This is a genomic window from Ectothiorhodospira mobilis (assembly GCF_016584115.1).
Lineage (GTDB): Bacteria > Pseudomonadota > Gammaproteobacteria > Ectothiorhodospirales > Ectothiorhodospiraceae > Ectothiorhodospira > Ectothiorhodospira mobilis.
Map to the genome: position 1 here is coordinate 73042 of NZ_NRSK01000008.1, position 22144 is coordinate 95185.

The window sequence follows — 22144 nt, forward strand, 5'->3', positions numbered from 1 at the left end:
CCCTCCGCCGGGTCCGCTCCCTGTCGGCGGGACGCCGTGAATCCCTCCCTGGAGGCCTGCGCGCCGCCTCCCTGCGGCGCACACCTGCCGACAGGGGCTCCGTTCCCCCACCGCCGGGGCCATTCCCTGTCGGCGGGACGCCGTGAATCCCTCCCTGGAGGCTTGCGCGCCGCTTCCCTGCGGCGCACACCCGCCGACAGGGAATGGCCCCGGCGGTGACTCGTGTTGGGGGCGCTAGCCCATCCGGGGATCACTGGTATGATGCCCTCCTTCCATATGCCCGACCCGAACACCATGACAGGCCCAGAAACCCCGGAACAGAATCCCAAAGAAGAACGAAAATGGCCGCTTTTGGCTGCAATTTTCGCCCTGATCATTGCCATTTTAGTTCTACCCCATGCCCATGCGGAGCCCCTCATCGTGACGGACGACCGGGGCCGCCAGGTACAACTGCAGGCCCCGGCGAAGCGCATCATCAGCCTGGCTCCCCATATCACCGAGAACCTCTTCGCCGTGGGCGTCGGGGAGCGGATCGTGGGTACGGTGAACTTCAGCGACCATCCCGGGGCCGCCCTGGAGATCCCCCGGGTGGGCAGTTACAAGCAGCTGGATCTGGAATCCATCATCGCCCTGGAACCGGATCTGATCATCGCCTGGGAGGCGGGCAATGTGCGCAGCCAGCTGGAACGCCTGGAGGCCATGGGCCACACCCTCTATTACAGCGATCCCCGCGACATCCGCCAGCTGGCGCAGGGGCTGGAGACCCTGGGCCGGCTGGCGGGTCACCCGCAGCAGGGACACCAGACCGCCCGGGAACTGGAACAGGCCCTGGAGGGGCTGCGGGACCGCTACGCCGGGCGTTCCCCGGTGACGGTCTTCTATCAGGTCTGGGACCGCCCCCTCATGACCCTCAACGGCGAACACATCATCTCCCAGGTCATCCGCCTGTGCGGCGGCCGCAACGTCTTCGGCCATCTCGACGCCGCCGTACCCCGGCTGAACCGGGAGGTGGTGCTGGCCGCGGACCCGGAGGTGATCATGGGCGGCGGCATGGGGGAGGAGGACCCGCAATGGGTGGAGGACTGGCGCCGCTGGACGCAGATGACCGCCGTGGCCCGGGACAATCTGTTCTTCATCCCCCCGTCCCTGCTGCAGCGCCCCACCCCCCGCCTGGCGGCAGGGGCCCGGCGGGTCTGCCAGGCCCTGGAACAGGCGCGCCAGCGGCGTCCGGAGGATACTGAGTGACCCGCCTGGCGGGCATCCTCACCGTCCTGCTTCTGGCCGCCCTGGCGGCGCTGGTCACCGCCGTGGCCCTGGGCAGCGTGCAGCTCACGCCCGCCCAGACCCTGTCCGTGCTCACCGGGGACGGCGATCCCCTGCACCGCACCCTGATCCTGGAACTGCGCCTGCCCCGGGCCCTGGCGGCCTTCGCCACCGGGGGCCTGCTGGCCGTGGCCGGGGCCCTGATGCAGGTGCTGCTGCGCAATCCCCTGGCCGATCCCTATGTCCTCGGGCTCTCCGGCGGCGCGGCGGTGGGGGCCCTGGCCTCCATGCTCCTGGGCACGGGCACGGTCCTGGTCTCGGGCTCGGCCTTCGCCGGCGCCATGGTCTCCACCTTCATCGTCTTCGGCCTGGCCCACGGCACCGGCAGCTGGACCCCCACCCGGCTGCTGCTCACGGGGGTGGTGGTGGCCGCCGGCTGGGGGGCCCTGATCAGCTTCCTGCTGGCGGTGAGCCCCACGGAGGAACTGCCGGGGATGCTCTACTGGCTCATGGGGGACCTGTCCCATGCCCGGCGGATCGGACCCGCCTGGGCGATTCTCATCGGCGTGGTCCTGGCCGCCATGCCCCTGGGCCGCAGCCTCAACGTCCTGGCCCGCGGCCCCATGCAGGCCGCCGCCCTGGGGGTGGCCGTGCGGCCCCTGGAATGGACGGTGTACATCGTCGCCGCCCTGGTCACCGCCACCGCCGTCACCCTGGCCGGCAGCGTGGGCTTCGTGGGCCTGATCGTGCCCCACATGCTGCGCCTGGTACTGGGCAACGACCAGCGCATCATCCTGCCCGCCTCGGCCCTGGCCGGCGGCATCCTGCTCACCCTGGCGGACACCCTGGCCCGCACCCTCATCGCCCCGCAACAACTCCCCGTGGGGGTGATCACCGCCATGCTGGGGGTGCCGGTGTTCCTGTATCTTTTGCATCGCAGCAGGTGAACAGAAAACGCCCCCGTGCCAGAGTTTACCCTTGCGCCGGGCTTTCCCGGGAGCGCGGGTTCCAGGGCAGCGGCAGACAAGAAAAACCCAGCCATCGTGGCGCAGCTATCCTTCTCCCATCCTCTGAGAGCAAAGGCATCACCGGAATCCCCATGGCCGCCGATCACCACAGCACCCCTCCCCTCCTGCAACTGGATGACCTGGTGGTGGACATCCCCGGACGCCCGGACGGCGCCGCGCTGCGCCTGGCCGTACGACCCGGACAGTGCTGGGGCGTGCTCGGACCCAACGGGGCGGGCAAGAGCACCCTCCTGCACACCCTGGCCGGTCTGCGTCCCGCCCGCCGCGGCGGCCTGCGTCTGGACGGCCACCCCATGGAAGACCTGCCCCGGCACCGCATCGCCCGCCACCTGGGCATGGTCTTCCAGGACCAGCAGGACGGCTTTCCCGCCACGGTGCTGGAGACCGCCCTCATCGGCCGCCACCCCTACCTGCGCCCCTGGGAGATGGAATCCGCCGCCGACTACGCCGCCGCCCAGTCCGCCCTGGAACGCACCGGACTGTCCGGGCTGGAGGACCGCCCCATCGCCACCCTCTCCGGCGGCGAGCGCCAGCGCCTGGCCATCGCCACCGCCCTCACCCAGGACCCCCGGGTCTTTCTCCTGGACGAACCCACCAACCACCTGGACCTGCATCACCAGGTGGAGGTGCTGGACATCGTCCGCCGCTTGGTCACCCACGGGCGCGGCGCCCTGCTCACCATGCACGACGTGAACCTCACGGCCCGCTATTGTGATCATCTGCTCCTCATGTACCCTAATGGCGACGCCTGCTGGGGCCCCACCCGGGACATGCTCGTCCCCCGGGCCCTGGAGCGGCTCTACGGACAGCCCCTGGCCGTGGGGCAGGTGGACGGGATGCCGGTGTTCCTCCCCCGGGGTACGGAACGGGAGGACGCCGCCCCCGTCCAATCCCGGCAGAACGATCCCTCCACCCCCGCTCGTCACAAGGACGCCCCCGCTCCATGAAACGCCTGCAACCGGTCCGCCGTTTCCTCCCCCTGATCCTGCTGGGGCTGGGGGTCCTGGGATTCACGCTGCTGGTCATGACCCGCCCCGAGCAGCCACCGCGCTCCGTGGCCGAGCGGGTCTGGCGGGTCACGGCCCAGGAGATCCAGCCCCGCAGCCTGGCCCCCCGCCTCACCCTCTATGGCCATGTGCAGTCCCCCCGCAGCGCGCAACTGCAAGCGGCGGTCACGGCGGATGTGCTCCGGGTGCCGGCCCGGGAGGGCCGCATCGTGGAGGCCGGGGCGGATCTGGTGATCCTGGAGGACCGGGAACTGCAACTGATCCAGACCCAGCGGGCCGCCGAGGTGAAGGACCTGGAGGCCCAGCTGCGGGCCCTGGAACAGGCCCATGAACGGGACCAGGCGGCCCTGGAACGGGAACGCACCCTGCTGCAGCTGGCACAACGGGACCTGCAGCGGGCCCGGGACCTGCAGGGCCGTGATCTGGGCTCGCGCAGCGCCGTGGACGAGGCCCAGCGCGCCGTGGAGCAGCAGGCCCTGGCGGTGGCCAACCGGGAACTGGCGGTGAACGACTACCCGGCCCGGGCGGAGCAGCTCCGTGCCCGCCTGGACCGGGCCCGGGCCCTGGCGGAACAGGCCCGTCTGGATCTGGAGCGCACCCGCATCCAGGCCCCCTTCCGGGGCCGTATCGCGGCCGTGCCCGTGGCCCCCGGGGAGCGGGTGCGCAGCGGCGACCCCCTGGTGACCCTCTACGACCTGGACGCCCTGGAGGTGCGTGCCCCCATCCCGGCCGCCTATCTGCCCCGGGTGCGGGCCGCCCTGGAGGCCGGCATGGAACCCACCGCCACCGGCCGGGTGGATGGCCAGGAGATCCCCCTGGTGCTGGAGGAGCTGGCCGGGGAGAGCCCCGGCGGGAGCGCCGGTGTGGAGGGCATCCTGCGGGTGGAAGGCGCGGAGGATGACCTGCCCCTGGGCCGTTTCATCACGGTGCAACTGGCCCTGCCGGAACAAGCCGGCGTGGTCCCCCTGCCCTTCGAGGCCCTCTACGGCATGGACCGGGTCTACCGTATCGAGGACGGCCGCATGCGCCGCCTCTCCGTGACCCGGGTGGGGGAATGGACCGGCCCGGACGGGGACACCCGCATCCTGGTCACCGGCCCCGATCTCAAGGCCGGCGACCGCATCGTCACCACCCGCCTGCCCAACGCCATGGACGGGCTGCGGGTCACCGAGGCGGGGGCATGATCCATGAGGCGTGACCGCGGCATCATCGGGCTCTTCCTGCGCCACCCCGTGGCGGCCAACCTGCTGGTGGCCCTCATGCTCCTCACCGGGGCCTGGGCCCTGCTCAAGCTCAACACCCAGTTCTTCCCCAACTTCGCCCTGGATTTCGTCACGGTCCAGGTGCCCTGGACCGGGGCCAGCGCCGAGGACGTGGAGACGGGCATCACCATCCCCCTGGAGCAGGAGCTGCGCACCGTGGACGGCCTGCGCAACCTCACCTCCACCTCCAGCCTCGGCCTGTCCACCATCACCCTGGAATTCGAGTCCGGCACCGACATGACCCTGGCCACCAACCAGGTGAAGAACGTGGTGGACCGCCAGCGGGACCTGCCCGAGGCGGTCGAAAAACCGGTGGTGACCCGCATCATCCGCTACGAACCCATCGCCAAACTGCTGGTCACCGGCCCCGATGACCTGCGGGAACTGCGCCCCCTGGTGCGGGACCTGGAACGTCAACTGCTGGATGCCGGCATCGCCCAGATCGAATTCACCGGGCTGCCGGAAGAGGAGATGGCCATCCAGGTGCCCATGGCCCGGCTGCTGGACCTGGAGATGGGCCTGAACGACATCGCCGAGCGGGTGGACGACCTCTCCCGTGACCTGCCGGCGGGCATGGTGGGGCGCAACGACACCGCGCGTCAGGTGCGCAGCCTGGAACAGGCCCGGGATGCCCTGGACTTCGCCCGGCTGCCCCTGCGCGCCGATGCCGAGGAGGGGCTGATCCGTCTCGGCGACGTGGCCAGCGCCATCGAGCGCCGCCCCCGGGACAACCAGGTGCTGGTGCGCTACCAGGGACAGCCCGCCGTGGAGATGGCCCTGCAGCGGGCGGAACAGGACGACGCCCTGGAGGCGTCCCGCATCCTGCGGGACTGGCTGGCCCGGACCCGGCCCACCCTGCCCCCGGGGGTGGAACTCCACCTCTATGACGAATTCTACGAACCCCTGGCGGAACGCATCGGCCTGTTGCTGAAAAACGGCGCCGGCGGGCTGCTGCTGGTGCTGGGGATCCTGTTCCTCTTCCTCAACGGCCGCCTGGCCCTGCGCGTGGCCCTGAGCATCCCCGTATCCTTCACCGCCGCCTTCGTGGCCCTGTGGGCCCTGGGGGGCAGCATCAACATGATGTCCCTGTTCGGCTTCATCATGGCCCTGGGGATCATCGTGGACAACGCCATCGTCGTCAGTGAGCATGCCTACAGCGAATACCAGCGGGGCCGCTCCGCGGCCCAGGCCGCGGAACAGGGGGCCCGGCGCATGCTGGCCCCGGTATTCTCCGCCTCCCTGACCACCATCGCCGCCTTCCTGCCCCTGATGCTGGTGGGGGGCATCATCGGCAACATCCTCTTCGACATCCCCCTGGTGGTGATCTGCATCCTCATCGCCACCCTGGTGATCAGCTTCCTGGTGCTGCCCCATCACCTGCGCGGCAGCCTGGAGAAGGTGCGCCCGCCCCGGCCCGGCAGCTTCCGTCACCGCTTCGACCGCGCCTTCGAGGGCTTCCGTGAAGGCCCCTTCCGGCGCCTGGTGGACACCTCCGTGCGTCATGCCGGCCTCACCCTGGCCGCCGCCCTGGCGGTGCTCATCCTGGCCCTGGGACTGCTCTTCGGCGGCCGCCTGGGCTTCACCTTCTTCCCCTCCCCCGAGGGCACGGTGCTCAACGCCAGCGTGCACTTCGTGGCCGGCACCCCGCCGCAGCGGGTGGACCGGTTCCTGGACCACGTGGAGGACGGGCTCTACGCCGCCGAAGCGGAACTGGGGGGGGATCTGATCCGCAACGTGGTGGTGCGCTCCGGGGCGGGCCTGGACACGGGCGGGGCACAGCAGCCCCCGCGGGGGGACCAGTTCGGCTCCATCGTGGTGGAACTGGTGTCCCCGGACCGGCGCCAGGTGCGCAATACCGAACTCATCCGCGCCTGGGAATCCCGCATCCAGCAGCCCCCGGGGCTGGAGCTGTTCAGCATCACCGAGCGCCAGTCCGGACCACCGGGGCGCGATGTGGAGGTGCGTCTCACCGGCGAGGATACCGGGGCCCTCAAGGCCGCCGCCCTGGACCTGTCCGAGACCCTGAACGACTTCCCCGGGGTCTACGCCGTGGAGGACAACATGCCCTTCGGCCGGGAACAGCTCATCTACCGGCTCACCCCGGAGGGCCAGGCCCTGGGCCTCACCACCGAATCCCTGGGACGGCAGTTGCGCGCCGCCTTCGACGGCGCCCTGAGCCAGATCTACCAGGACGGCCTGGAGGAGATCGAGGTGCGGGTGCGGCTGCCGGACGACCAGCGCCACGACGCCGCCATCCTGGAGCGCTTCGCCGTGGTCCTGCCCGGCGGCGGCACGGCCCCCCTGGACACGGTGGCGGAACTGCGCCCGCGCCAGGGCTTTGAGACCCTGCGCCATGCCGAGGCCCGCCTGGCGGTGACCGTCTCGGCGGATGTGGACCGGGCGGTGAACAACGCCGGGCGCATCCGGGAGCAACTGGAACAGGAGGTGCTGCCCGAACTCCTGCAGAAACACCCGGTGCAGTGGTCCTTCCAGGGCCGCGCCGTGGACCAGGCGGAGACCCTGGGGGACATGCGCATGGGCCTGGTGATCGCCCTGGCCCTGATCTACATCACCCTGGCCTGGGTGTTCGGCTCCTACGGCTGGCCCCTGGTGATCATGGCCATCATCCCCTTCGGCCTGCTGGGGGCCCTGGTGGGGCACTGGCTGCTGGGGGTGGAGCTCACCATCCTGTCCCTGTTCGGCCTCTTCGGCCTCACCGGCATCGTGGTGAACAACGCCATCATCCTGGTGAGCTTCTACCAGTCCCTGCGGGCCGAAGGGCTGGCCCAGGACGACGCCATCGTGGAGGCCTCCTGCCAGCGCCTGCGGGCGGTGGTGCTCACCTCCTTCACCACCATCGCCGGCCTGGTACCGCTGCTGTTCGAAGGCTCCACCCAGGCCCAGTTCCTCATCCCCATGGCCATCTCCATCGTCTTCGGCCTGGCCTTCGCCACAGTGCTGGTACTGGTGGTGATCCCCGCCCTGCTGGCGTCCCACGAACGCCTGGCGGGCTGGCTGCAGGGAGAGGCACGGACCGCGGAGGCGTGATCCTCCTGGCGCGGGGCGACCAGCGCGGCGAGAACTGCCTCACGGCTCTTCGCAAGAAGCCTGAATCCAGGTGTCAGGTCTCGCCTGGTTGTATACCCACCGAAAATGGGGTCTGTCCCCTTTTTCTCATGTGAGTCAAGCAACGTCCTTTCGGCGACGGGTCTGGTCGCCGCGCCCGGCTAGCAGGCCGTTGATGGATATGTCTTCGTCGAGGGCTTCCCAGTGGATTCCCTGACCGCGACCTATCAGCTCCCATTGCTCGCGCTGCTCCTGGGTGCCGTGCAACAGGCGGGGGAACCAAGCCAGAGGAATCGACAGTTCACGGCCATCCTCCAGCGTGACGCGGAATGTGTCAGCCGTGAAGCTGACCTCGACGGCCAACGGTTCGGATTCAAGATTCAAAGTGCGCATGCCATGCCTCCAAAAATTGTGTCTGGTGCCGCTCGATCAGCCTATGCAGCTGGTTGATTTCATGGGCACGCAGGCCTTTGCTTGATTGTAGCTCAACGGGTTCCAGCCAGAACTTCGCTACATGGTCACCGGCAGTTACATGCACGTGTAGTGGTTCCTATGGATCACCTTCGTCGCTGTAGAAGAAGAACCGGTAGGGGCCTTCGCGTAGCAGTGTCGGCATCACGCTTTCCTCCTGCGGGCTTCGTCCAGTAGCAGCAGGGCATCGGGGGAAAACACCCGATCGATCGTGTTGGCCGAAGCCAGATAGCGGTCTTCCTAATCCGCCTGCAGCGTGCCCACCAAAGGCGCCACGCCGTACTGGTCCCTCAAGATCTGGAAGGTCCGCACCAAGGCCACGAAGCACCCCTGGTTCAGACCCACGGCATAGCCCATCAGGTGCCAAAATGGGGTCTGTCCCCTTTTTCCACTCAGGATCCATCGGAACATGGGAGTACCGGACGGGCTTGTACTTATATTTCGCATCCAACAGCTCCTGCAGCGCCATTACTTATACTCGCAGCGTCGATCCGCATAACGCACGAGATCCGCGGATAGCGAATGCATAGCATTTGACGGCCCGCTGGATTGAGTTTTTAATCTTATTTATGGCTGACACATGCGGAAATCAGATTTGCACCGAAGCTCCCCCAGCTGATAATGAAGAACGTGACTAGCGCACTCACCATTTCTTTGTTTTGTATGCACACATATGTGTTGCAGCACTCTTGGATGCCAAAAAAGACGGGCAGTAGCAACACTGCAGCTATCGCGCCGACCAAAAAGGCTAAGCCACCAATGAGAGACGCCCGCTCGGACTTATACCGCTGAAGAAAATAGAAAACAAAAATAGTGAGAACTGCCCAAAACACCAACATGATCGCAATACGACTAAGCATACCCCCCCTCACTATGAGTAAAACCCTAACATTCAGATCTCGCTTGATTGTATACACGTTTCGAAATAGATCGGGGCGGTCCTTTGCCGAGCTATCGTCAAATCAGGTGTATGGAGTCATGAATAGGCGGCGTCCTGCTGGTCGGTCGGCGCATCCACTTCCACCCGTCTTTGAATAGCACCCCGGTGATGACCTTGGCGATGTAATCGAACCCCCGGATACCGAAAAAGGAATCTGTCCCCTTTTTTCCTGCGGCACACACCACTATCCTGACAGTGGGGGATCCACTACATTAGTTCTTTTCAGCCCAAGGGCTTCAATTAGAGCAGGATGAACGCGGAACCGGCTCGAAGTTGCATCGAATTGCGTACCTGGCTCCTTGTACTTGAAGATATACTCGGAGCCTCCATACCCACCTCCTCCCGGCCTATAAAAACCCAAGACAGAGAACTCAAACAGAGCTCGGAGCACTTCCAATGCACTCCGCTCACCACCACCAAATCCTTGATTTTCAAATTTACTTAAGAAGACATTCTTATCAAATTGCCACGCCCCTATTGCCTTGATAACCTCCAAGTAGTCGCGATAGCGTGGAACATGCTTATGTATCTCATCATCTAGCTCATTGAGAAAATACTGACTATAACTATGCCGAGCTTTATTTATATCAACATTATCGATCTTATCGTTCTGCAGGCCCCCATCTCCAATTCTCTTATTGTACTCAAATAAAACTAAGTTGCAAAATTTAATCATATCTCTGGGGCGCAAGTAGGTTCTATCCGTAATGTGATTGTACTTCGACTGTCGCCCCGTCATTTCTTGAGTCTCATTAAAAAGAGTTTCCCATGATATGTTTTCTTCTTTCTCCCCGAGTCGCAATGTAAACCGACGCTCCATCAGATCTCTTAGCGTTCGGTTTGTGCGGGGGGTATCCCACTCTATAAGAGAAGCAAAGTTCTCCGTTATCTTATTTTTATCTTCAAATTGTAACTTATTGTAAATATCATCCCGCAAGAAAATGACTGCGAAGAACTTAACACCAGCTTCACGAGCTGCATTATTAATGTCCCGACAAGCTAGCAACAACCCTATAAGCCTGTTCTTATAATCTTGATTTTCTGGGTCGAACCCTAGGTCAAGCTCATCAAATGCAATGAAGTACTCATTCTCCTCGTTTACACTCAGGAGAAGAAGATTCTGCAAGTTTCTATTAACTTCTTGAACAATCGTTGGAAGCTCAGTTATTGGAACCTGCTCTGGGGATACACCAGCTTTAAGCGCTTTCAGGTTAATATCAAAATGAGGCCGTAACCGCATCTCTTTTGTAGGAGTAAATATTTGTGTTAGATCTGGATCTCTAGAGCCGTACGTATCGACAACAAAGCGTTCAATCGGGTCCATACAGTTCATGCTACGATCGTTGTGCGGAAGGGAATCATCTTGATTCAGAACAATCTTCGCTAAGCTCAAGTAGATTAGGTACTTCCAGCTATGTGTAAACTTATCATAGTCAGGAATTCCAACGCGCGCCTGCGCATCGTGATGATGCCATGGGTAATCTGAGAAGGTATGCCCATACACAAATTTTTTAGGCCCAGACTCTGACAGAAGTTTCTTGTATATAGCTGTTTTTCCGGACCCCTTTCGACCTGTCACCAAGAAACGTGAACGTTCCAGTACCGCATCGAAAGCTTCGTGCCCTTCAAACACTTCAAGAAGAAGGTCATCGCTATCGGCATCAACAGCGCCAAAATTAGAGATTTCAGATAACGCGTACACACATCCCCCAATATTTCTAAAAAACTAACCTTCCCTAAATTCAAAAATTAAGCCGAAAATCGAATAATTATACTGCTGAATACTGAATTTATTTTGCCTGAATATAGTTTACAACTCGCTTGGGCAGTTTCTGCGGCTTGTGCATGTGAGAAATTACTTTTTGCCTTAGTTGTTCCTTGTTGCGCATATACGAAAATGGGATCTATACCCTTATTCCTCTGAGAAACGGGGTCTGCCCCCTTTTTCGAATATAACGCCCGCAGCACGCGCGGCTTTGTAGTTGAGGCGAAGCCGCAACGAAAAGCCATCGCAGTGCCTGCGATTGTTAGATGAAAACAGACAGCTCATAGACTTTTAGCGTGCAACCTATTTTTTTTGCTAGCCTCCTGCCCTGAAGCCAGTACCTTGCTGGCACAACGATATAATCAATATCATCGTTGCTAAATTTTACCGTGCTGTAGCTTTTCTCGTTTCTAATATAGAAACAGCTCATTCCGGGATCCTGTGGTTTAGTCCCACCTGCGAATGGCAGTGACCTAAACGTTAGCCTCCACTCTCTCTGGTAGTAGGTCACATACTCAGAGTCGTCTTGGTTTTTGTATGAATATTCTTGAAGGAAATCCGTGACCTCTTGAAACGCCACAGTTTCGTCTTCAGTGAAATTGTAGGGATCGGTTTCCTCTTTCCATTCCCTATCCTTCTCCAAATCCTCCATTCTTTCCAGCAACCCAGAAAGCTTCTTAATACGTGCAAAGTGCTCACCTGTTGTGTACAGGGCAGGATTCGCACCGTAGCTAATCATCTTGGCTTTTTTGAAACCGATACCAAATTTCCCGAATTTTCGACAGTGCTCTTTTGCATGCCACAAGGGAATGTCAGTAAAGCACACCATCGCTGATTTTTTGTCGTACCCTTTAGATACGTAGTTTGGGCAATAGCTCAGCCTCAAAAGCTTTTCATCGCAGATAGAGGTCAGCGCTGCAAGGGCAGCAGAGTCCGTTTGCCCTCTTCCTGTCCAATGGACAAGTGTGTTATTCACATATGCACGCAACTTCAACCTCATCTAACTATAAATGGACGCCCTAACCGCTGCATAACACCCACCCCCAAACTGCTCTCGGCATAGCATGGGGCTCAATATCAACGACTTGCGGTCAGGACCGGGAGACTCTCGAGGGGTGTTATGCGGCGGTTGCGCATGATAACGCCTTATGCGGCGCATCCGCCGCATGACGACTCGCCTGAGCCGAACAACTTCCCACACATCGGTGGCCTGCGCACTTTCCGCCATTGGGGCATGTGAGGGCTTTGCGGGACTCACCACGTGATTTATATAAATATGCAGAACACATCCTGCCGCGAGGGAATGTATCATGACAACCGACGTTTCAGCGGGACCGACTTGGTAAACCAGTCTGGCGCGATGGAGGCCAATGCGGCCGCGCCTTTGAGTGGTAGGACATGGACCGGAATCCGGTGCCCGGGTGTGACCTTTTGATCGCAAGATGGGGGAACCGTGGCGCCGGTTATCCGCTGGGCGTCTACCGCCGGGAATGGGTGACGCGGTGTTGTCCTGCGCAGCCCGCTGGATGCGGGCAGGTGGGGATGCGGTGGGGAGATCCATGGAGGACTACGTTCCCTGTGTGTCTTCTCGATACCGACTGTACCGGCTGGGAAAGAAGGGTGCAAACGGTGGCCTTGTCCGTTGCGGGGGCCTCCCCTACCCCATTCCTCATCCCAATCGGCCGCGGAACGCCCCCTATCGCCGATGCGGCTTGAGGGGAGTTTCGCGCTAGTAACGCTGCTCCAGCACCAGCACGCTGCCCTCGTTGCGCATCTCCAGGCGTTCGAGGAAGCTCATGCCCAGCAGCGCCACCCGGGGTTCCCGGCCCGGGAGCACCAGGGCCGGGACATTGCGCAGACGGATGGCGCTCACCTGCACCCGGTCCAGGCGCACCCGGCGGCCCCATTCCAGGCCGGAGGCGGTGCGCACCGGCACTGACTGCCCCTGGTCGGGGTCGATCCCCAGGCGGCGGGCCTCGGCGGCGTTCAGCACCACGGCGGAGGCGCCGGTGTCCACCAGGAAGGTGAGGGCATGGCCGTTGATGGCCCCGGTGGTGGTGAAGGCGCCATTGGAGTCGCGGTGGATGCGGGCCGTGGCCTGTCGCCGTGGGGCATAGCTGCCCCCCACGCGCTCGCCGATGCGGATCTGGCGCACCCGTCCCTCCACCCGCACCCGGGCGGTGCCATTGCGTCCGTCGGCGGCCTCCAGGGTGACCCCTTCCGGGCTGCTCTCCCCCACACTGAGCACCCGGCGCGTGCCGTCCACCTCCAGCACCGCCCGGTCGCCGAACACCCCCACCACGCGCACGTCCAGGGCCAGGGCCGGTGACGCCCCCAGGAGGGACAGCAGCAGGCAGAGGATGGGGAAGGACCTGAAGAGGGCGCGTGACACGGACGGGTACCCGACGGCCTGGCAAGGGATTCCATCGCCACGATGCCCCCGGGGAGGCCGGGATGCAAGCCGGTCCGGGGCCGGGATTCCCCCAGGGGGGTGGCGGTTACCTTTATTTACAGGAGGAACCAGGCCAGGCCCTGCAGCACCCCCAGGGCATACAATCCGGCCAGCACATCATCCAGCATGATGCCGATGCCGCCCCCCAGGTGCCGGTCCAGCCAGCCGATGGGCCAGGGCTTGAGGATGTCGAACAGGCGGAACAGCACAAACCCCGCCAGGATCCAGGACCAGCCCGCCGGGACGGCGATCAGGGTGATCCACAGGCCGACGAACTCGTCCCAGACGATCCCCGGGTGGTCATGCACCCCCAGGCGCCGGGCGCTCTCGCCACAGAGCCCTATCCCCGCCAGCGCCGCCAGGGCCGTGACCAGCAGATAGGCCCACAGGGGCAGGCCCTGCAGCATCAGCAGGAACAGCGGCACCGCCGCCAGGGTGCCCGCCGTCCCCGGGGCCCTGGGGGAGAGGCCGCTGCCCAGACCGAAGGCCAGGAGATGCACCGGGTCCCGCAGGATGGATGCGGCGGGGGGGGTCTGGGGGGATGCTGCGGCCATGGAGGCGGTCCGGGTCGGGATGGGTTCAGGAGTCGAAATGGGCGTAACCGCCCCGCTCCAGGGGCAGGGGGTTGCCCTGGGGGTCCAGGATGCGCAGGCCCGGTTCGGTCTCGGTGCGGCCGATGACGGTGGCCGGACACCCCAGCCCCGCCAGTGTCCGGCAGAGGGCCTCCACGGCCCCCTGCGGGGCGGTGAAGAGCAGTTCGTAATCGTCGCCACCGGCCAGGGGCAGGGACCAGTCCACGTCCTCCGTCCCCATGACCTCCCGGAAGGCGGGGGAAAGGGGCAGGCGGGCGGTCTCCAGGGTGGCGCCCACACCGGAGGCCGCCAGGATATGGCCAAGATCCTGGGCGAGACCGTCGGAGACGTCGATGCAGGCACTGGCCAGGCCCCGCAGGGCCCGGCCGGCGGCCACCCGGGGCTCGGGCCGGTCCAGGCGCGCCCGCAGGCGCGGGTCCGCCCTGCCCCGTCCCAGCTCCCGCAGGGCCAGGGCCGCGTCCCCCACGGTGCCGGTCACCAGGATCGCCTCCCCCGGGCGCGCCCCGTCACGGCGCAGGGCCGCCCCGGTGGGGACCACCCCCATGGCCTGCACGGTGAGGGTCAGGGGCCCGCGGGTGGTGTCCCCCCCCACCAGGGCCACCTCGTGGCTCCGCGCCAGGTCCAGAAAGCCCCGGGCGAAGGCCTCCACCCAGGCAGTGTCCTCCCCGGGCAGGGTCAGGGCCAGGGTAACCCAGCGCGGCGTGGCCCCCATGGCCGCCAGATCGCTCAGGTTCACCGCCAGGGCCTTGTGGCCGATAGCCCCGGACGGGGTGTCCACGGGGAAGTGCACCCCCTGGACCAGGGTGTCCACGCTCACCACCAGCTCGTGATCCGGGGGTACGCACAGCAGGGCGGCATCGTCCCCCACCCCCAGATGGACATCCCCGGGGAGATCGGCGGGGGTGAAATAGCAGCGGATGAGATCGAACTCCTTCATGCCCCGCCCCCGGGCGGCTTACTGCCGGAGCCCGGCGGCCACCTTGTCGATGACCCCGTTGACGAAGCGGTGCCCCTGCTCGGCACCGTATTTCTTGGCCAGGGCCACGGCCTCGTGGATGACCACCTTGTAGGGCACCTCGGGGCAGTGATGCAGCTCATAGGCCGCCAGGCGCAGCAGGGCCCGCTCCACCGGGTCCACCTGCTCCATGGGGCGGTCCAGGTGGGGGCCGATGGCGGCGTCCAGCTGCGCCGACTCCGCCGTGACCCCCAAAAGCAGCCGCCGGAAGTACTCCCAGTCGGCCTTTTCCATCTCCGGATCGTCGGCGTACTGGGTCAGGATCTCCCGTGCGGGATAGCCGGTGAGCTGCCACTGATACAGGGCCTGCATGGCCAGGCGCCGGGCATGTCGCCGGGCATGGGTATGGCGGCGATGGGCGGTGTCCGGGGGGATCGTCATGCAGTCAGGGTCCGCATGAGGCTGATCATCTCCAGGGCCCCCAGGGCGGCATCGGCCCCCTTGTTGCCCGCCTTGGTGCCGGCGCGCTCGATGGCCTGTTCGATGGTGTCGGTGGTGAGCACGCCGAAGCTGATGGGCAGCCCCGTCTCCAGCTGCACCTGCGCCAGCCCCTTGGCCGCCTCCCCGGCGACGTAGTCGAAATGGGGCGTGGAGCCGCGGATGACACAGCCCAGGGCGATGACGGCGTCGTACTTCCCCGACTGGGCCATGGCCTTCACCGCCAGGGGCAGTTCGAAGGCCCCGGGGACCCGCACCACCGTCAGATGCTTCTCCTCCACGCCGTGACGGGTGAGGATGTCGTGGGCCCCTTCCAGCAGCCGTTCCACGATAAAGGAATTGAAGCGGGAGAGGACAAGACCGATCCGGGCGCCGCTGGCGTCGGTGAGGCGGCCTTCGAGGGTTCGCATGTTCATGGTCATGAAGGGTCTGCCGGTGAGTGTTTATTGAACGTAGTCCACCACCTCGAGGCCGAAGCCCCCGAGGCCGTGGAAGCGCTTGGGCGAGGAGAGCAGGCGCATGCGGCGCACCCCCAGGTCCTTGAGGATCTGGGCGCCGATGCCGTGGGTGCGCAGTTGTGCCGTGTCCTGGTCCGTATCCTCCGGCGGCGGGGATCCCCCGCTCAGGGCCATGCGCCGCAGGCGCCGCACCAGGGCCCGCTGCTCCACCTCCCGGTGGATGAGCACCGCCACGCCACTGCCTTCCCGGGCGATGCGCTCCAGGGCCCCGCGCAGGGACCACCCCCCCTGGGGCGGACGATAGCTCAGGGTATCCTCCAGGGCGCCGCCCAGCTGCACCCGCACCAGGGTATCCCCCTCCGGTTCGGGCTGGCCCAGGACCAGGGCAAAATGCAGCCCCTGGCCGAGGACGTCGGCATAGGCCACCAGGGTGAACTCCCCGAACTCCGTGGGGAACGGGGTCTCCGCCACCCGCTCCACGCTGCGCTCGTGCTCGATGCGGTAGCGGATCAGGTCCTCGATGGTGCCCATCTTCAGGCCGTGCTCGGCGGCGAAACGCTCCAGATCCGGCCGCCGGGCCATGGACCCGTCCTCGTTGAGGATCTCCACGATCACCGCCGCCGGCTCACAGCCCGCCAGCCGCGCCAGATCGCAGCCGGCCTCGGTATGGCCCGCCCGCACCAGCACCCCGCCGGGCTGGGCCATGAGGGGGAAGATGTGCCCCGGCTGCACCAGATCCGCCGGACTGGCGTCGGGGGCCACGGCGGTGCGCACCGTGTGGGCGCGGTCGTAGGCGGAGATGCCGGTGGTCACCCCCTCCGCCGCCTCGATGGAGACGGTAAAGTTGGTGCCGTGCTTGTCGTGGGTGTCCCCCACCATCAGCGGCAGGCGCAGCTGCCGGCAGCGCTCCCGGGTGAGGGTGAGGCAGATCAGGCCGCGACCGTAGCGGGCCATGAAATTGATATCCTCGGGACGCACCCGGGAGGCGATCATGAGCAGGTCGCCCTCGTTCTCGCGATCCTCGTCGTCGACGATGATCACCATGCGCCCCTGGCGCAGGTCCTCGAGGATCTCTTCGGTGTGGTTGAATGCCATAGTCAGCCGCTGTGGGGGATAAAGGGGCGTCGCCCTAGATCTGGTTCTTGCGTTCTGCCAGCCAGCCCAGGAGCAGGAAGCCCCCGATCACCACAGGGGCCAGCCAGAAGGTGTCCACCTGGGACAGTCCCCGGGCGATCCACGGGGTGATCAGGACCGTCAGGGCCCCGTAACCGAACACGCACATGAGCACGAAGGCCACAAGCCGCATGATCCGGGGCCAGGTGCGCACCGCCCCCTTGATCGTGCGGTTGATGTCGCTGCCATAGATCACCAGCAGCGTGGCCACGAAGGCCAGGGCCAATTGGCTCACATACCCCCGGAGCCAGGCACCGGCGTCCAGTAGCAGGGCGTCGAACCATTCCAGCATGGCCTGCAGGGTGTTCTCCATGATGAGGACTCCGGCATGGGTGTGTGGATCTATCCGAGGAAGCCGTGCTCCGCCAGGAAGGACTCGCTGATCCCGCCTGCGGATTGCGCCGCCCGCTCCCCGAGCAGCAGGCGTTCCAGATAGCGGGCGATCAGGTCCACCTCGATGTTCACCCGCGTGCCCACCCGATAGTTGCGGATGATGGTCTCCTGCTGGGTATGGGGCACGATGTTCACCGAGAACACGGCTCCGGAGACGGCGTTCACCGTGAGACTCACCCCGTCCACGCTCACCGACCCCTTGGGGGCGATGTAACGGGCCAGGGCATCCGGCACCCGGATATCATACCGCCAGGAACGGGCCTCCGGGGCCACGGCGGTCACCTCCCCCAGGCCGTCCACATGCCCGCTCACCAGGTGCCCCCCCAGGCGGGTGGTGGGGGTGAGGGCCTTTTCCAGGTTCACCGGGTCCCCCGCCTTGAGCCGGCCCAGGGAGCTGGCGGACAGGGTCTCGCGGGAGACGTCCGCGGCGAACCCGTCCCCGGGCAGGGCCACGGCGGTGAGACAGACCCCGTTGACGGCGATGCTGTCCCCCAGGCGCACATCGGTCAAGTCCAGCTTGCCGCTGCGGATGCCCAGGCGCCGGTCGCCTCCGCGGTCTTGCAACGAGACCACGGTCCCCACGGATTCGATGATGCCTGTGAACATGCCGCACTCCGGGACGGATCATTCAGGGGGGTTAAGATAACGCATCCGGGGCTGCCATGGGGGCCATGCACCGGCCTGGTTGGGGGACCGGGATCATCCCGGCCCCGACATCCCTCCGGGCCCCGATCCGCCCTGCGGCGCCGCCTGCAGGGTCAGGCGCCAGTCCCGCCCCACGGGGCGCACCTCCCGGATCTCCAGGGGGATACGCTCGGCCATGTCCTGGAGGGGCAGCCGGAACAGACCGCGGGCCTGCGTGCCCATCAGGTGCGGCGCCAGGTAGAGGACGCACTCGTCCATCAGCCCCGCCTGCAGCAGGGCCCCGGCCAGGGTGGGTCCGGCCTCCAGGTGGACCTCGTTCACCTCCCGCGCCGCCAGGGCCTGCAGCACCGCCGTCAGATCCAGGTGACCGTCTCGCACCGGCACGGCGTCCACCCGCGCGCCGGCGGTCTCCAGGGCGGCCCGCTGCCGCTCCAGGGCCTCTTCTGCGGTGAACACCCACACCGGTCCGCCGGGGGCGGTGAACAGCCGCGCCCCGGGGGCCAGCTGCCCCTGCCGGTCCAGGATCACCCGCGCCGGCTGGCGCACGGGCCCGTCGATGCCCAGGTCCGCGGGGGTGAGGCGCAGGTTCAGACGCGGATCGTCCGCCGCCACCGTGCCCATGGCCGTGAGCACCACCGAGGCCCGGGCCCGCAGGCGCTGCACATCGGCCCGGGCCGCCTCGCCGGTGATCCAGCGGCTCTCGCCGTTGGCCATGGCGGTGCGCCCGTCCAGACTGGCGGCCAGTTTCACCCGCACCCAGGGGCGTCCCCGCTCCATGCGCTGGACGAAACCGGGGTTCAGATCCCTGGCCTCGGCCGCCAGCAGGCCGCTGTCCACCTGCACCCCGGCGGCGCGCAGGCGGGCCAGGCCCCGGCCCGCCACCCGGGGGTTGGGGTCCACCATGGCGGCCACCACCCGCGCCACCCCCGCCGCGGCCAGGGCATCGGCGCAGGGGGGCGTGCGGCCGTGGTGGCTGCAGGGTTCCAGGGTCACGTAGGCGGTGGCACCCCGGGCCGCCTCCCCGGCGGCGCGCAGGGCCAGCACCTCGGCATGGGGTTCGCCGGCGCGGGCGTGGAACCCCTCCCCCACCACCTGTCCATCCCGCACCAGGACGCAGCCGACGCGGGGATTGGGATCGGTGGTGTACAGGCCCCGGGCCGCCAATCGCAGGGCGCGGCCCATGAGGGCATGATCCTGGGCGGTGAATACGGTCACGGGATGGGACTCAGGGAGTGGGGGGCATAGACATACCCTGCGCGGGTTCGGCCACAGGGCTCAGGTCCCGTCCCCGGCGGCGCTCCCGACCGGATCGGGATCCTGCTTTTCCAGGCGTTCCACCGCCTCGCGGAAGGCGCGCACATCGGCAAAGCTCAGATACACGGAGGCGAAGCGGATGTAGGCCACCTGGTCCAGGGCCAGGAGTTCCTCCATGACCCACTCCCCGATGCGCCGGGCGGGGATCTCCCGCTCCCCCTGACCCCGGGCGCGGCGCTTGATGCGCGCCAGGGCCGCCTCGATACGGTCCGTGGACACGGGGCGCTTTTCCAGGGCGTGCATCATCCCGGCCCGCAGTTTGGCCTCGCTGAAGGGCTCGCGGCTGCCATCCTGCTTCACCACCCGGGGCAGGTGGATCTCCGCCCCCTCAAAGGTGGTGAAGCGCTCACCGCAGGCCACGCATTCCCGCCGCCGGCGCACCTGATCCCCCTCGCCGGCCAGGCGGGAGTCCACCACACGGGTCTCCGGGGCTGCGCAGAAGGGGCATTTCATCCCCGTGCCGCCTCCCGGGGGAGCAGGTGGATGCGCGGATCAGCCGCGGCCATAGACCGGCAGGCGTCTGCAGATCTCCAGCACCCGGCCCTTGACCTGCTCGATGACCGCCTCGTTGTTGAGATCGTCCAGGACATCGCAGATCCAGCCGGCCAGATCCCCGGCCTCCTTTTCGGTGAAGCCGCGGGTGGTGATGGCCGGGGTGCCGATGCGCAGACCGCTGGTGACGAAGGGGGACTGGGGATCGTTGGGCACGGCGTTCTTGTTCACGGTGATGTTGGCGCGGCCCAGGGCGGCGTCCGCGTCCTTGCCGGTGATGCCCTTGTCGATCAGGTCCACCAAAAAGAGATGGTTGTCGGTACCGCCGGAGACCACTTTATAACCCCGCTCCATCATGCGTGCGGCCATGGCCCGGGCATTGGCCACCACCTGCTGCTGATAGGCCTTGAAGTCCGGCTCCAGGGCCTCCTTGAAGGCCACGGCCTTGCCGGCGATGGCGTGCATCAGGGGGCCGCCCTGGGTACCGGGGAAGACCAGGGAATTGAACTTCTTCTCCAGCTCGGGGTTGCTCTTGGCCAGGATGATGCCGCCGCGGGGGCCGCGCAGGGTCTTGTGGGTGGTGGAGGTGGTGACATCGGCGATCTGCACCGGGCTGGGATAGACCCCGCCGGCCACCAGGCCCGCCACGTGGGCCATGTCCACCAGCAGATAGGCCCCCACCTTGTCGGCGATATCGCGGAAACGCTGCCAGTCCACCACGCGGGAGTAGGCGGAAAAACCGGCCACCACCATCTTCGGCTTGTGCTCCAGGGCCAGGCGCTCCACCTCGTCGTAGTCGATGTAGCCCTCGTCGTCGATGCCATAGGTGACGGCGTTGTAGATCCTGCCGGAGAAGTTCACCCTGGCGCCGTGGGTCAGGTGCCCGCCGTGGGCCAGGCTCATGCCCAGCACGGTGTCCCCGGGGTTGAGCAGGGCCATGTACACCGCGGCGTTGGCCTGGGAGCCGGAATGGGGCTGGACGTTGGCGTAATCGGCGCCAAAGAGTTCACGCGCCCGCTCGATGGCCAGGCGCTCGGCCACGTCCACGTATTCGCAACCGCCATAGTACCGCTTGCCCGGATAGCCCTCGGCGTACTTGTTGGTCAGCACCGAGCCCTGTGCCTCCATGACCCGTGGACTGGCATAGTTCTCGGAGGCGATCAGCTCGATGTGCTCTTCCTGACGCCGCGCCTCGGACTCCATGGCCTGCCACAGTTCGTCATCGTATCCGGCGATACTCATGTCGATGGAAAACATTCGGGAACTCCCCGCAAATCGATTGATAAGAAATCACAAAAAGGATTGAATGTTAGCGGATTCCGGCGCCGGACGCACGTAAGCGGCCGCAAAGCCCCCTGCCCGAAGGAGGACAGAGAATGTCCAGACGATTGATTTTCAAAGGCTTTTCAATCCTGTCGGTAACGCTTTCCCTGATCCTGTGCAGCGGCGCCCTGCAGGCCCAGGACCGCTTCCTCACCATCGGCACCGCCGGGGTCACCGGGGTCTACTATCCCGCCGGCCAGCGCATCTGCCAGTTGATGAACCGGGACCGGGATGAGCACGGCCTGCGTTGCAACGCCGAGAGCACCGGCGGTTCGGTATTCAACCTCAACGCCATCCGCGCCGGCGATATGGACGTGGGGGTGGTGCAGTCCGACTGGCAGTACCATGCCTATCATGGCACCGACCGCTTCGCCGATGCCGGACCCAACGAGAAACTGCGCGCAGTCCTGTCCCTGCATCCGGAGCCCTTCACCGTGCTGGTGCGCGCCGACAGCGATATCCAGCACTTCGAGGACATCCGCGGCAAGCGGGTGAACGTGGGCAACCCGGGTTCCGGCCAGCGGGGCACGGTGGAGCGGCTCATGGCGGCCTATGGCTGGACCCTGGACGACTTCGCCCTGGCCTCGGAACTGCCCTCCCGGGAACAGGGGCAGGCCCTGTGCGACAACCGCATCGACGTGATGCTGTTCACCGTGGGCCATCCCTCCGCCGCCATCCAGGAGCCCATCGCCACCTGCGACGCCCGCCTGGTGCCCGTGGACGGCGAGGTGGTGGACCGGCTCATCGAGGACAACCCCTACTACTTCCGCGCCAGCATCCCGGCGGGGATGTACCCGGGCCAGGAGGAGGACGTGACCACCTTTGGCGTGGGGGCCACCCTGGTCTCCTCCACCGACACCTCCGAGGCGGCCATCCATGCCCTGGTGAAGGCGGTGTTCGAACGCTTCGACACCTTCAAGACCATGCACCCGGCCTTCGCCGTGCTGGAGAAGGAGGCCATGGTGCGCGAGGGGCTCTCCGCCCCGCTGCATCCGGGGGCCGAGCGCTACTACCGCGAGGCGGGCCTGCTGGACTAGGATCCGCCC

The 22144-nt window shown here is 65.7% G+C and carries 20 protein-coding genes and 1 pseudogene; 6 read left to right on the forward strand and 15 right to left on the reverse strand.

Features of this window, described 5'->3' with window-relative positions; translation table 11 throughout:
- Nucleotides 1–294 precede the first annotated feature (294 nt).
- The 5 genes and pseudogenes from CKO33_RS05300 (at nucleotide 295) to CKO33_RS05320 (ending at nucleotide 7608) form a co-directional block, all read left to right on the forward strand.
- Complete coding sequence (locus CKO33_RS05300) at nucleotides 295–1245, forward strand: cobalamin-binding protein (RefSeq protein ID WP_200180027.1); 951 nt, start codon at nucleotides 295–297, stop codon at nucleotides 1243–1245.
- Nucleotides 1242–2210, forward strand: a complete 969-nt coding sequence (locus tag CKO33_RS05305; protein ID WP_200180029.1) for an iron chelate uptake ABC transporter family permease subunit — start codon at nucleotides 1242–1244, stop codon at nucleotides 2208–2210. Before CKO33_RS05300 ends, CKO33_RS05305 begins: the two co-directional genes overlap by 4 nt.
- Nucleotides 2211–2362: 152 nt before the next feature.
- A pseudogene (locus CKO33_RS05310) lies at nucleotides 2363–3148 on the forward strand (ABC transporter ATP-binding protein); the annotation flags it as partial.
- An 86-nt stretch (nucleotides 3149–3234) separates the two neighbouring features.
- Nucleotides 3235–4482: an efflux RND transporter periplasmic adaptor subunit gene (locus CKO33_RS05315; RefSeq protein ID WP_200180032.1), complete on the forward strand. Its 1248-nt coding sequence runs from the start codon at nucleotides 3235–3237 to the stop codon at nucleotides 4480–4482.
- Between the two features lie 3 nt (nucleotides 4483–4485).
- Complete coding sequence (locus CKO33_RS05320) at nucleotides 4486–7608, forward strand: efflux RND transporter permease subunit (protein WP_200180034.1); 3123 nt, start codon at nucleotides 4486–4488, stop codon at nucleotides 7606–7608.
- 135 nt (nucleotides 7609–7743) lie between these two features.
- On the opposite strand, the gene CKO33_RS05325 is transcribed toward CKO33_RS05320, so the two are convergent.
- The 15 genes from CKO33_RS05325 to glyA all read right to left on the reverse strand — a co-directional run bounded on the left by CKO33_RS05325 (nucleotide 7744) and on the right by glyA (nucleotide 21032).
- Complete coding sequence (locus CKO33_RS05325; protein ID WP_200180036.1) at nucleotides 7744–8019, reverse strand: DUF2442 domain-containing protein; 276 nt, start codon at nucleotides 8017–8019, stop codon at nucleotides 7744–7746.
- The gene (locus CKO33_RS13480) at nucleotides 8000–8164 is read right to left on the reverse strand and encodes a DUF4160 domain-containing protein (RefSeq protein WP_338081729.1); all 165 of its coding nucleotides are present in this window, start codon (nucleotides 8162–8164) and stop codon (nucleotides 8000–8002) included. The genes CKO33_RS05325 and CKO33_RS13480 overlap by 20 nt, the downstream gene beginning before the upstream one ends.
- 1057 nt (nucleotides 8165–9221) lie before the next feature.
- Entirely contained in the window at nucleotides 9222–10739 is a 1518-nt protein-coding gene (locus tag CKO33_RS05335) for a P-loop ATPase, Sll1717 family (RefSeq protein WP_200180038.1), read from the reverse strand.
- 325 nt (nucleotides 10740–11064) lie between these two features.
- On the reverse strand, nucleotides 11065–11778 hold the full coding sequence (locus CKO33_RS05340; protein WP_200180040.1) for an abortive infection system antitoxin AbiGi family protein: 714 nt from the start codon (nucleotides 11776–11778) through the stop codon (nucleotides 11065–11067).
- 753 nt (nucleotides 11779–12531) lie between these two features.
- On the reverse strand, nucleotides 12532–13194 hold the full coding sequence (locus CKO33_RS05345; RefSeq protein ID WP_338081730.1) for a retropepsin-like aspartic protease family protein: 663 nt from the start codon (nucleotides 13192–13194) through the stop codon (nucleotides 12532–12534).
- A gap of 116 nt (nucleotides 13195–13310) precedes the next feature.
- Entirely contained in the window at nucleotides 13311–13808 is a 498-nt protein-coding gene (locus CKO33_RS05350) for a phosphatidylglycerophosphatase A family protein (RefSeq protein ID WP_200180042.1), read from the reverse strand.
- Nucleotides 13809–13833: 25 nt separating this feature from the next.
- Complete coding sequence (gene thiL / locus CKO33_RS05355) at nucleotides 13834–14784, reverse strand: thiamine-phosphate kinase (protein WP_200180044.1); 951 nt, start codon at nucleotides 14782–14784, stop codon at nucleotides 13834–13836.
- Between the two features lie 18 nt (nucleotides 14785–14802).
- Entirely contained in the window at nucleotides 14803–15243 is a 441-nt protein-coding gene (gene nusB, locus CKO33_RS05360; protein WP_200180046.1) for a transcription antitermination factor NusB, read from the reverse strand.
- Nucleotides 15240–15716, reverse strand: a complete 477-nt coding sequence (gene ribH / locus CKO33_RS05365) for a 6,7-dimethyl-8-ribityllumazine synthase (RefSeq protein WP_274600736.1) — start codon at nucleotides 15714–15716, stop codon at nucleotides 15240–15242. Before ribH ends, nusB begins: the two co-directional genes overlap by 4 nt.
- A 27-nt stretch (nucleotides 15717–15743) precedes the next feature.
- Complete coding sequence (ribBA, locus tag CKO33_RS05370) at nucleotides 15744–16853, reverse strand: bifunctional 3,4-dihydroxy-2-butanone-4-phosphate synthase/GTP cyclohydrolase II (protein ID WP_200180050.1); 1110 nt, start codon at nucleotides 16851–16853, stop codon at nucleotides 15744–15746.
- A gap of 34 nt (nucleotides 16854–16887) precedes the next feature.
- Nucleotides 16888–17244 (reverse strand): DUF3392 domain-containing protein, encoded by a 357-nt coding sequence (locus tag CKO33_RS05375; protein WP_242472472.1) that lies wholly within the window; start codon nucleotides 17242–17244, stop codon nucleotides 16888–16890.
- Nucleotides 17245–17273: 29 nt separating this feature from the next.
- Nucleotides 17274–17930 carry a riboflavin synthase gene (locus CKO33_RS05380; RefSeq protein WP_200180052.1) on the reverse strand — a complete coding sequence of 219 codons (657 nt, stop codon included), beginning with the start codon at nucleotides 17928–17930 and terminating at the stop codon, nucleotides 17274–17276.
- A gap of 93 nt (nucleotides 17931–18023) precedes the next feature.
- A complete protein-coding gene (gene ribD / locus CKO33_RS05385; protein WP_338081731.1) occupies nucleotides 18024–19184 on the reverse strand; it encodes a bifunctional diaminohydroxyphosphoribosylaminopyrimidine deaminase/5-amino-6-(5-phosphoribosylamino)uracil reductase RibD in 1161 nt (386 codons plus the stop codon).
- A 60-nt stretch (nucleotides 19185–19244) separates the two neighbouring features.
- Nucleotides 19245–19736, reverse strand: coding sequence for a transcriptional regulator NrdR (gene nrdR / locus CKO33_RS05390; protein WP_200180054.1), 492 nt, complete (start codon nucleotides 19734–19736; stop codon nucleotides 19245–19247).
- Between the two features lie 39 nt (nucleotides 19737–19775).
- On the reverse strand, nucleotides 19776–21032 hold the full coding sequence (gene glyA, locus CKO33_RS05395) for a serine hydroxymethyltransferase (RefSeq protein ID WP_200180056.1): 1257 nt from the start codon (nucleotides 21030–21032) through the stop codon (nucleotides 19776–19778).
- A 119-nt stretch (nucleotides 21033–21151) separates the two neighbouring features.
- Here glyA and CKO33_RS05400 point away from each other — a divergent pair, with 119 nt between their 5' ends.
- Nucleotides 21152–22135: a TAXI family TRAP transporter solute-binding subunit gene (locus CKO33_RS05400; protein ID WP_200180058.1), complete on the forward strand. Its 984-nt coding sequence runs from the start codon at nucleotides 21152–21154 to the stop codon at nucleotides 22133–22135.
- Nucleotides 22136–22144 lie beyond the last annotated feature (9 nt).

Excerpts from the sequence above, each read along its gene's own strand:
- CKO33_RS05300 (WP_200180027.1), top strand. The coding sequence starts at position 295 with ATGACAGGCCCAGAAACCCCGGAACAGAATCCCAAAGAAGAACGAAAA.
- CKO33_RS05315 (WP_200180032.1), top strand. The coding sequence starts at position 3,235 with ATGAAACGCCTGCAACCGGTCCGCCGTTTCCTCCCCCTGATCCTGCTG.
- CKO33_RS05320 (WP_200180034.1), top strand. The coding sequence starts at position 4,486 with ATGAGGCGTGACCGCGGCATCATCGGGCTCTTCCTGCGCCACCCCGTG.
- CKO33_RS05325 (WP_200180036.1), bottom strand. The coding sequence starts at position 8,019 with ATGCGCACTTTGAATCTTGAATCCGAACCGTTGGCCGTCGAGGTCAGC.
- CKO33_RS05350 (WP_200180042.1), bottom strand. The coding sequence starts at position 13,808 with ATGGCCGCAGCATCCCCCCAGACCCCCCCCGCCGCATCCATCCTGCGG.
- thiL (WP_200180044.1), bottom strand. The coding sequence starts at position 14,784 with ATGAAGGAGTTCGATCTCATCCGCTGCTATTTCACCCCCGCCGATCTC.
- nusB (WP_200180046.1), bottom strand. The coding sequence starts at position 15,243 with ATGACGATCCCCCCGGACACCGCCCATCGCCGCCATACCCATGCCCGG.
- ribH (WP_274600736.1), bottom strand. The coding sequence starts at position 15,716 with ATGAACATGCGAACCCTCGAAGGCCGCCTCACCGACGCCAGCGGCGCC.
- ribBA (WP_200180050.1), bottom strand. The coding sequence starts at position 16,853 with ATGGCATTCAACCACACCGAAGAGATCCTCGAGGACCTGCGCCAGGGG.
- CKO33_RS05375 (WP_242472472.1), bottom strand. The coding sequence starts at position 17,244 with ATGGAGAACACCCTGCAGGCCATGCTGGAATGGTTCGACGCCCTGCTA.
- CKO33_RS05380 (WP_200180052.1), bottom strand. The coding sequence starts at position 17,930 with ATGTTCACAGGCATCATCGAATCCGTGGGGACCGTGGTCTCGTTGCAA.
- nrdR (WP_200180054.1), bottom strand. The coding sequence starts at position 19,736 with ATGAAATGCCCCTTCTGCGCAGCCCCGGAGACCCGTGTGGTGGACTCC.
- glyA (WP_200180056.1), bottom strand. The coding sequence starts at position 21,032 with ATGTTTTCCATCGACATGAGTATCGCCGGATACGATGACGAACTGTGG.
- CKO33_RS05400 (WP_200180058.1), top strand. The coding sequence starts at position 21,152 with ATGTCCAGACGATTGATTTTCAAAGGCTTTTCAATCCTGTCGGTAACG.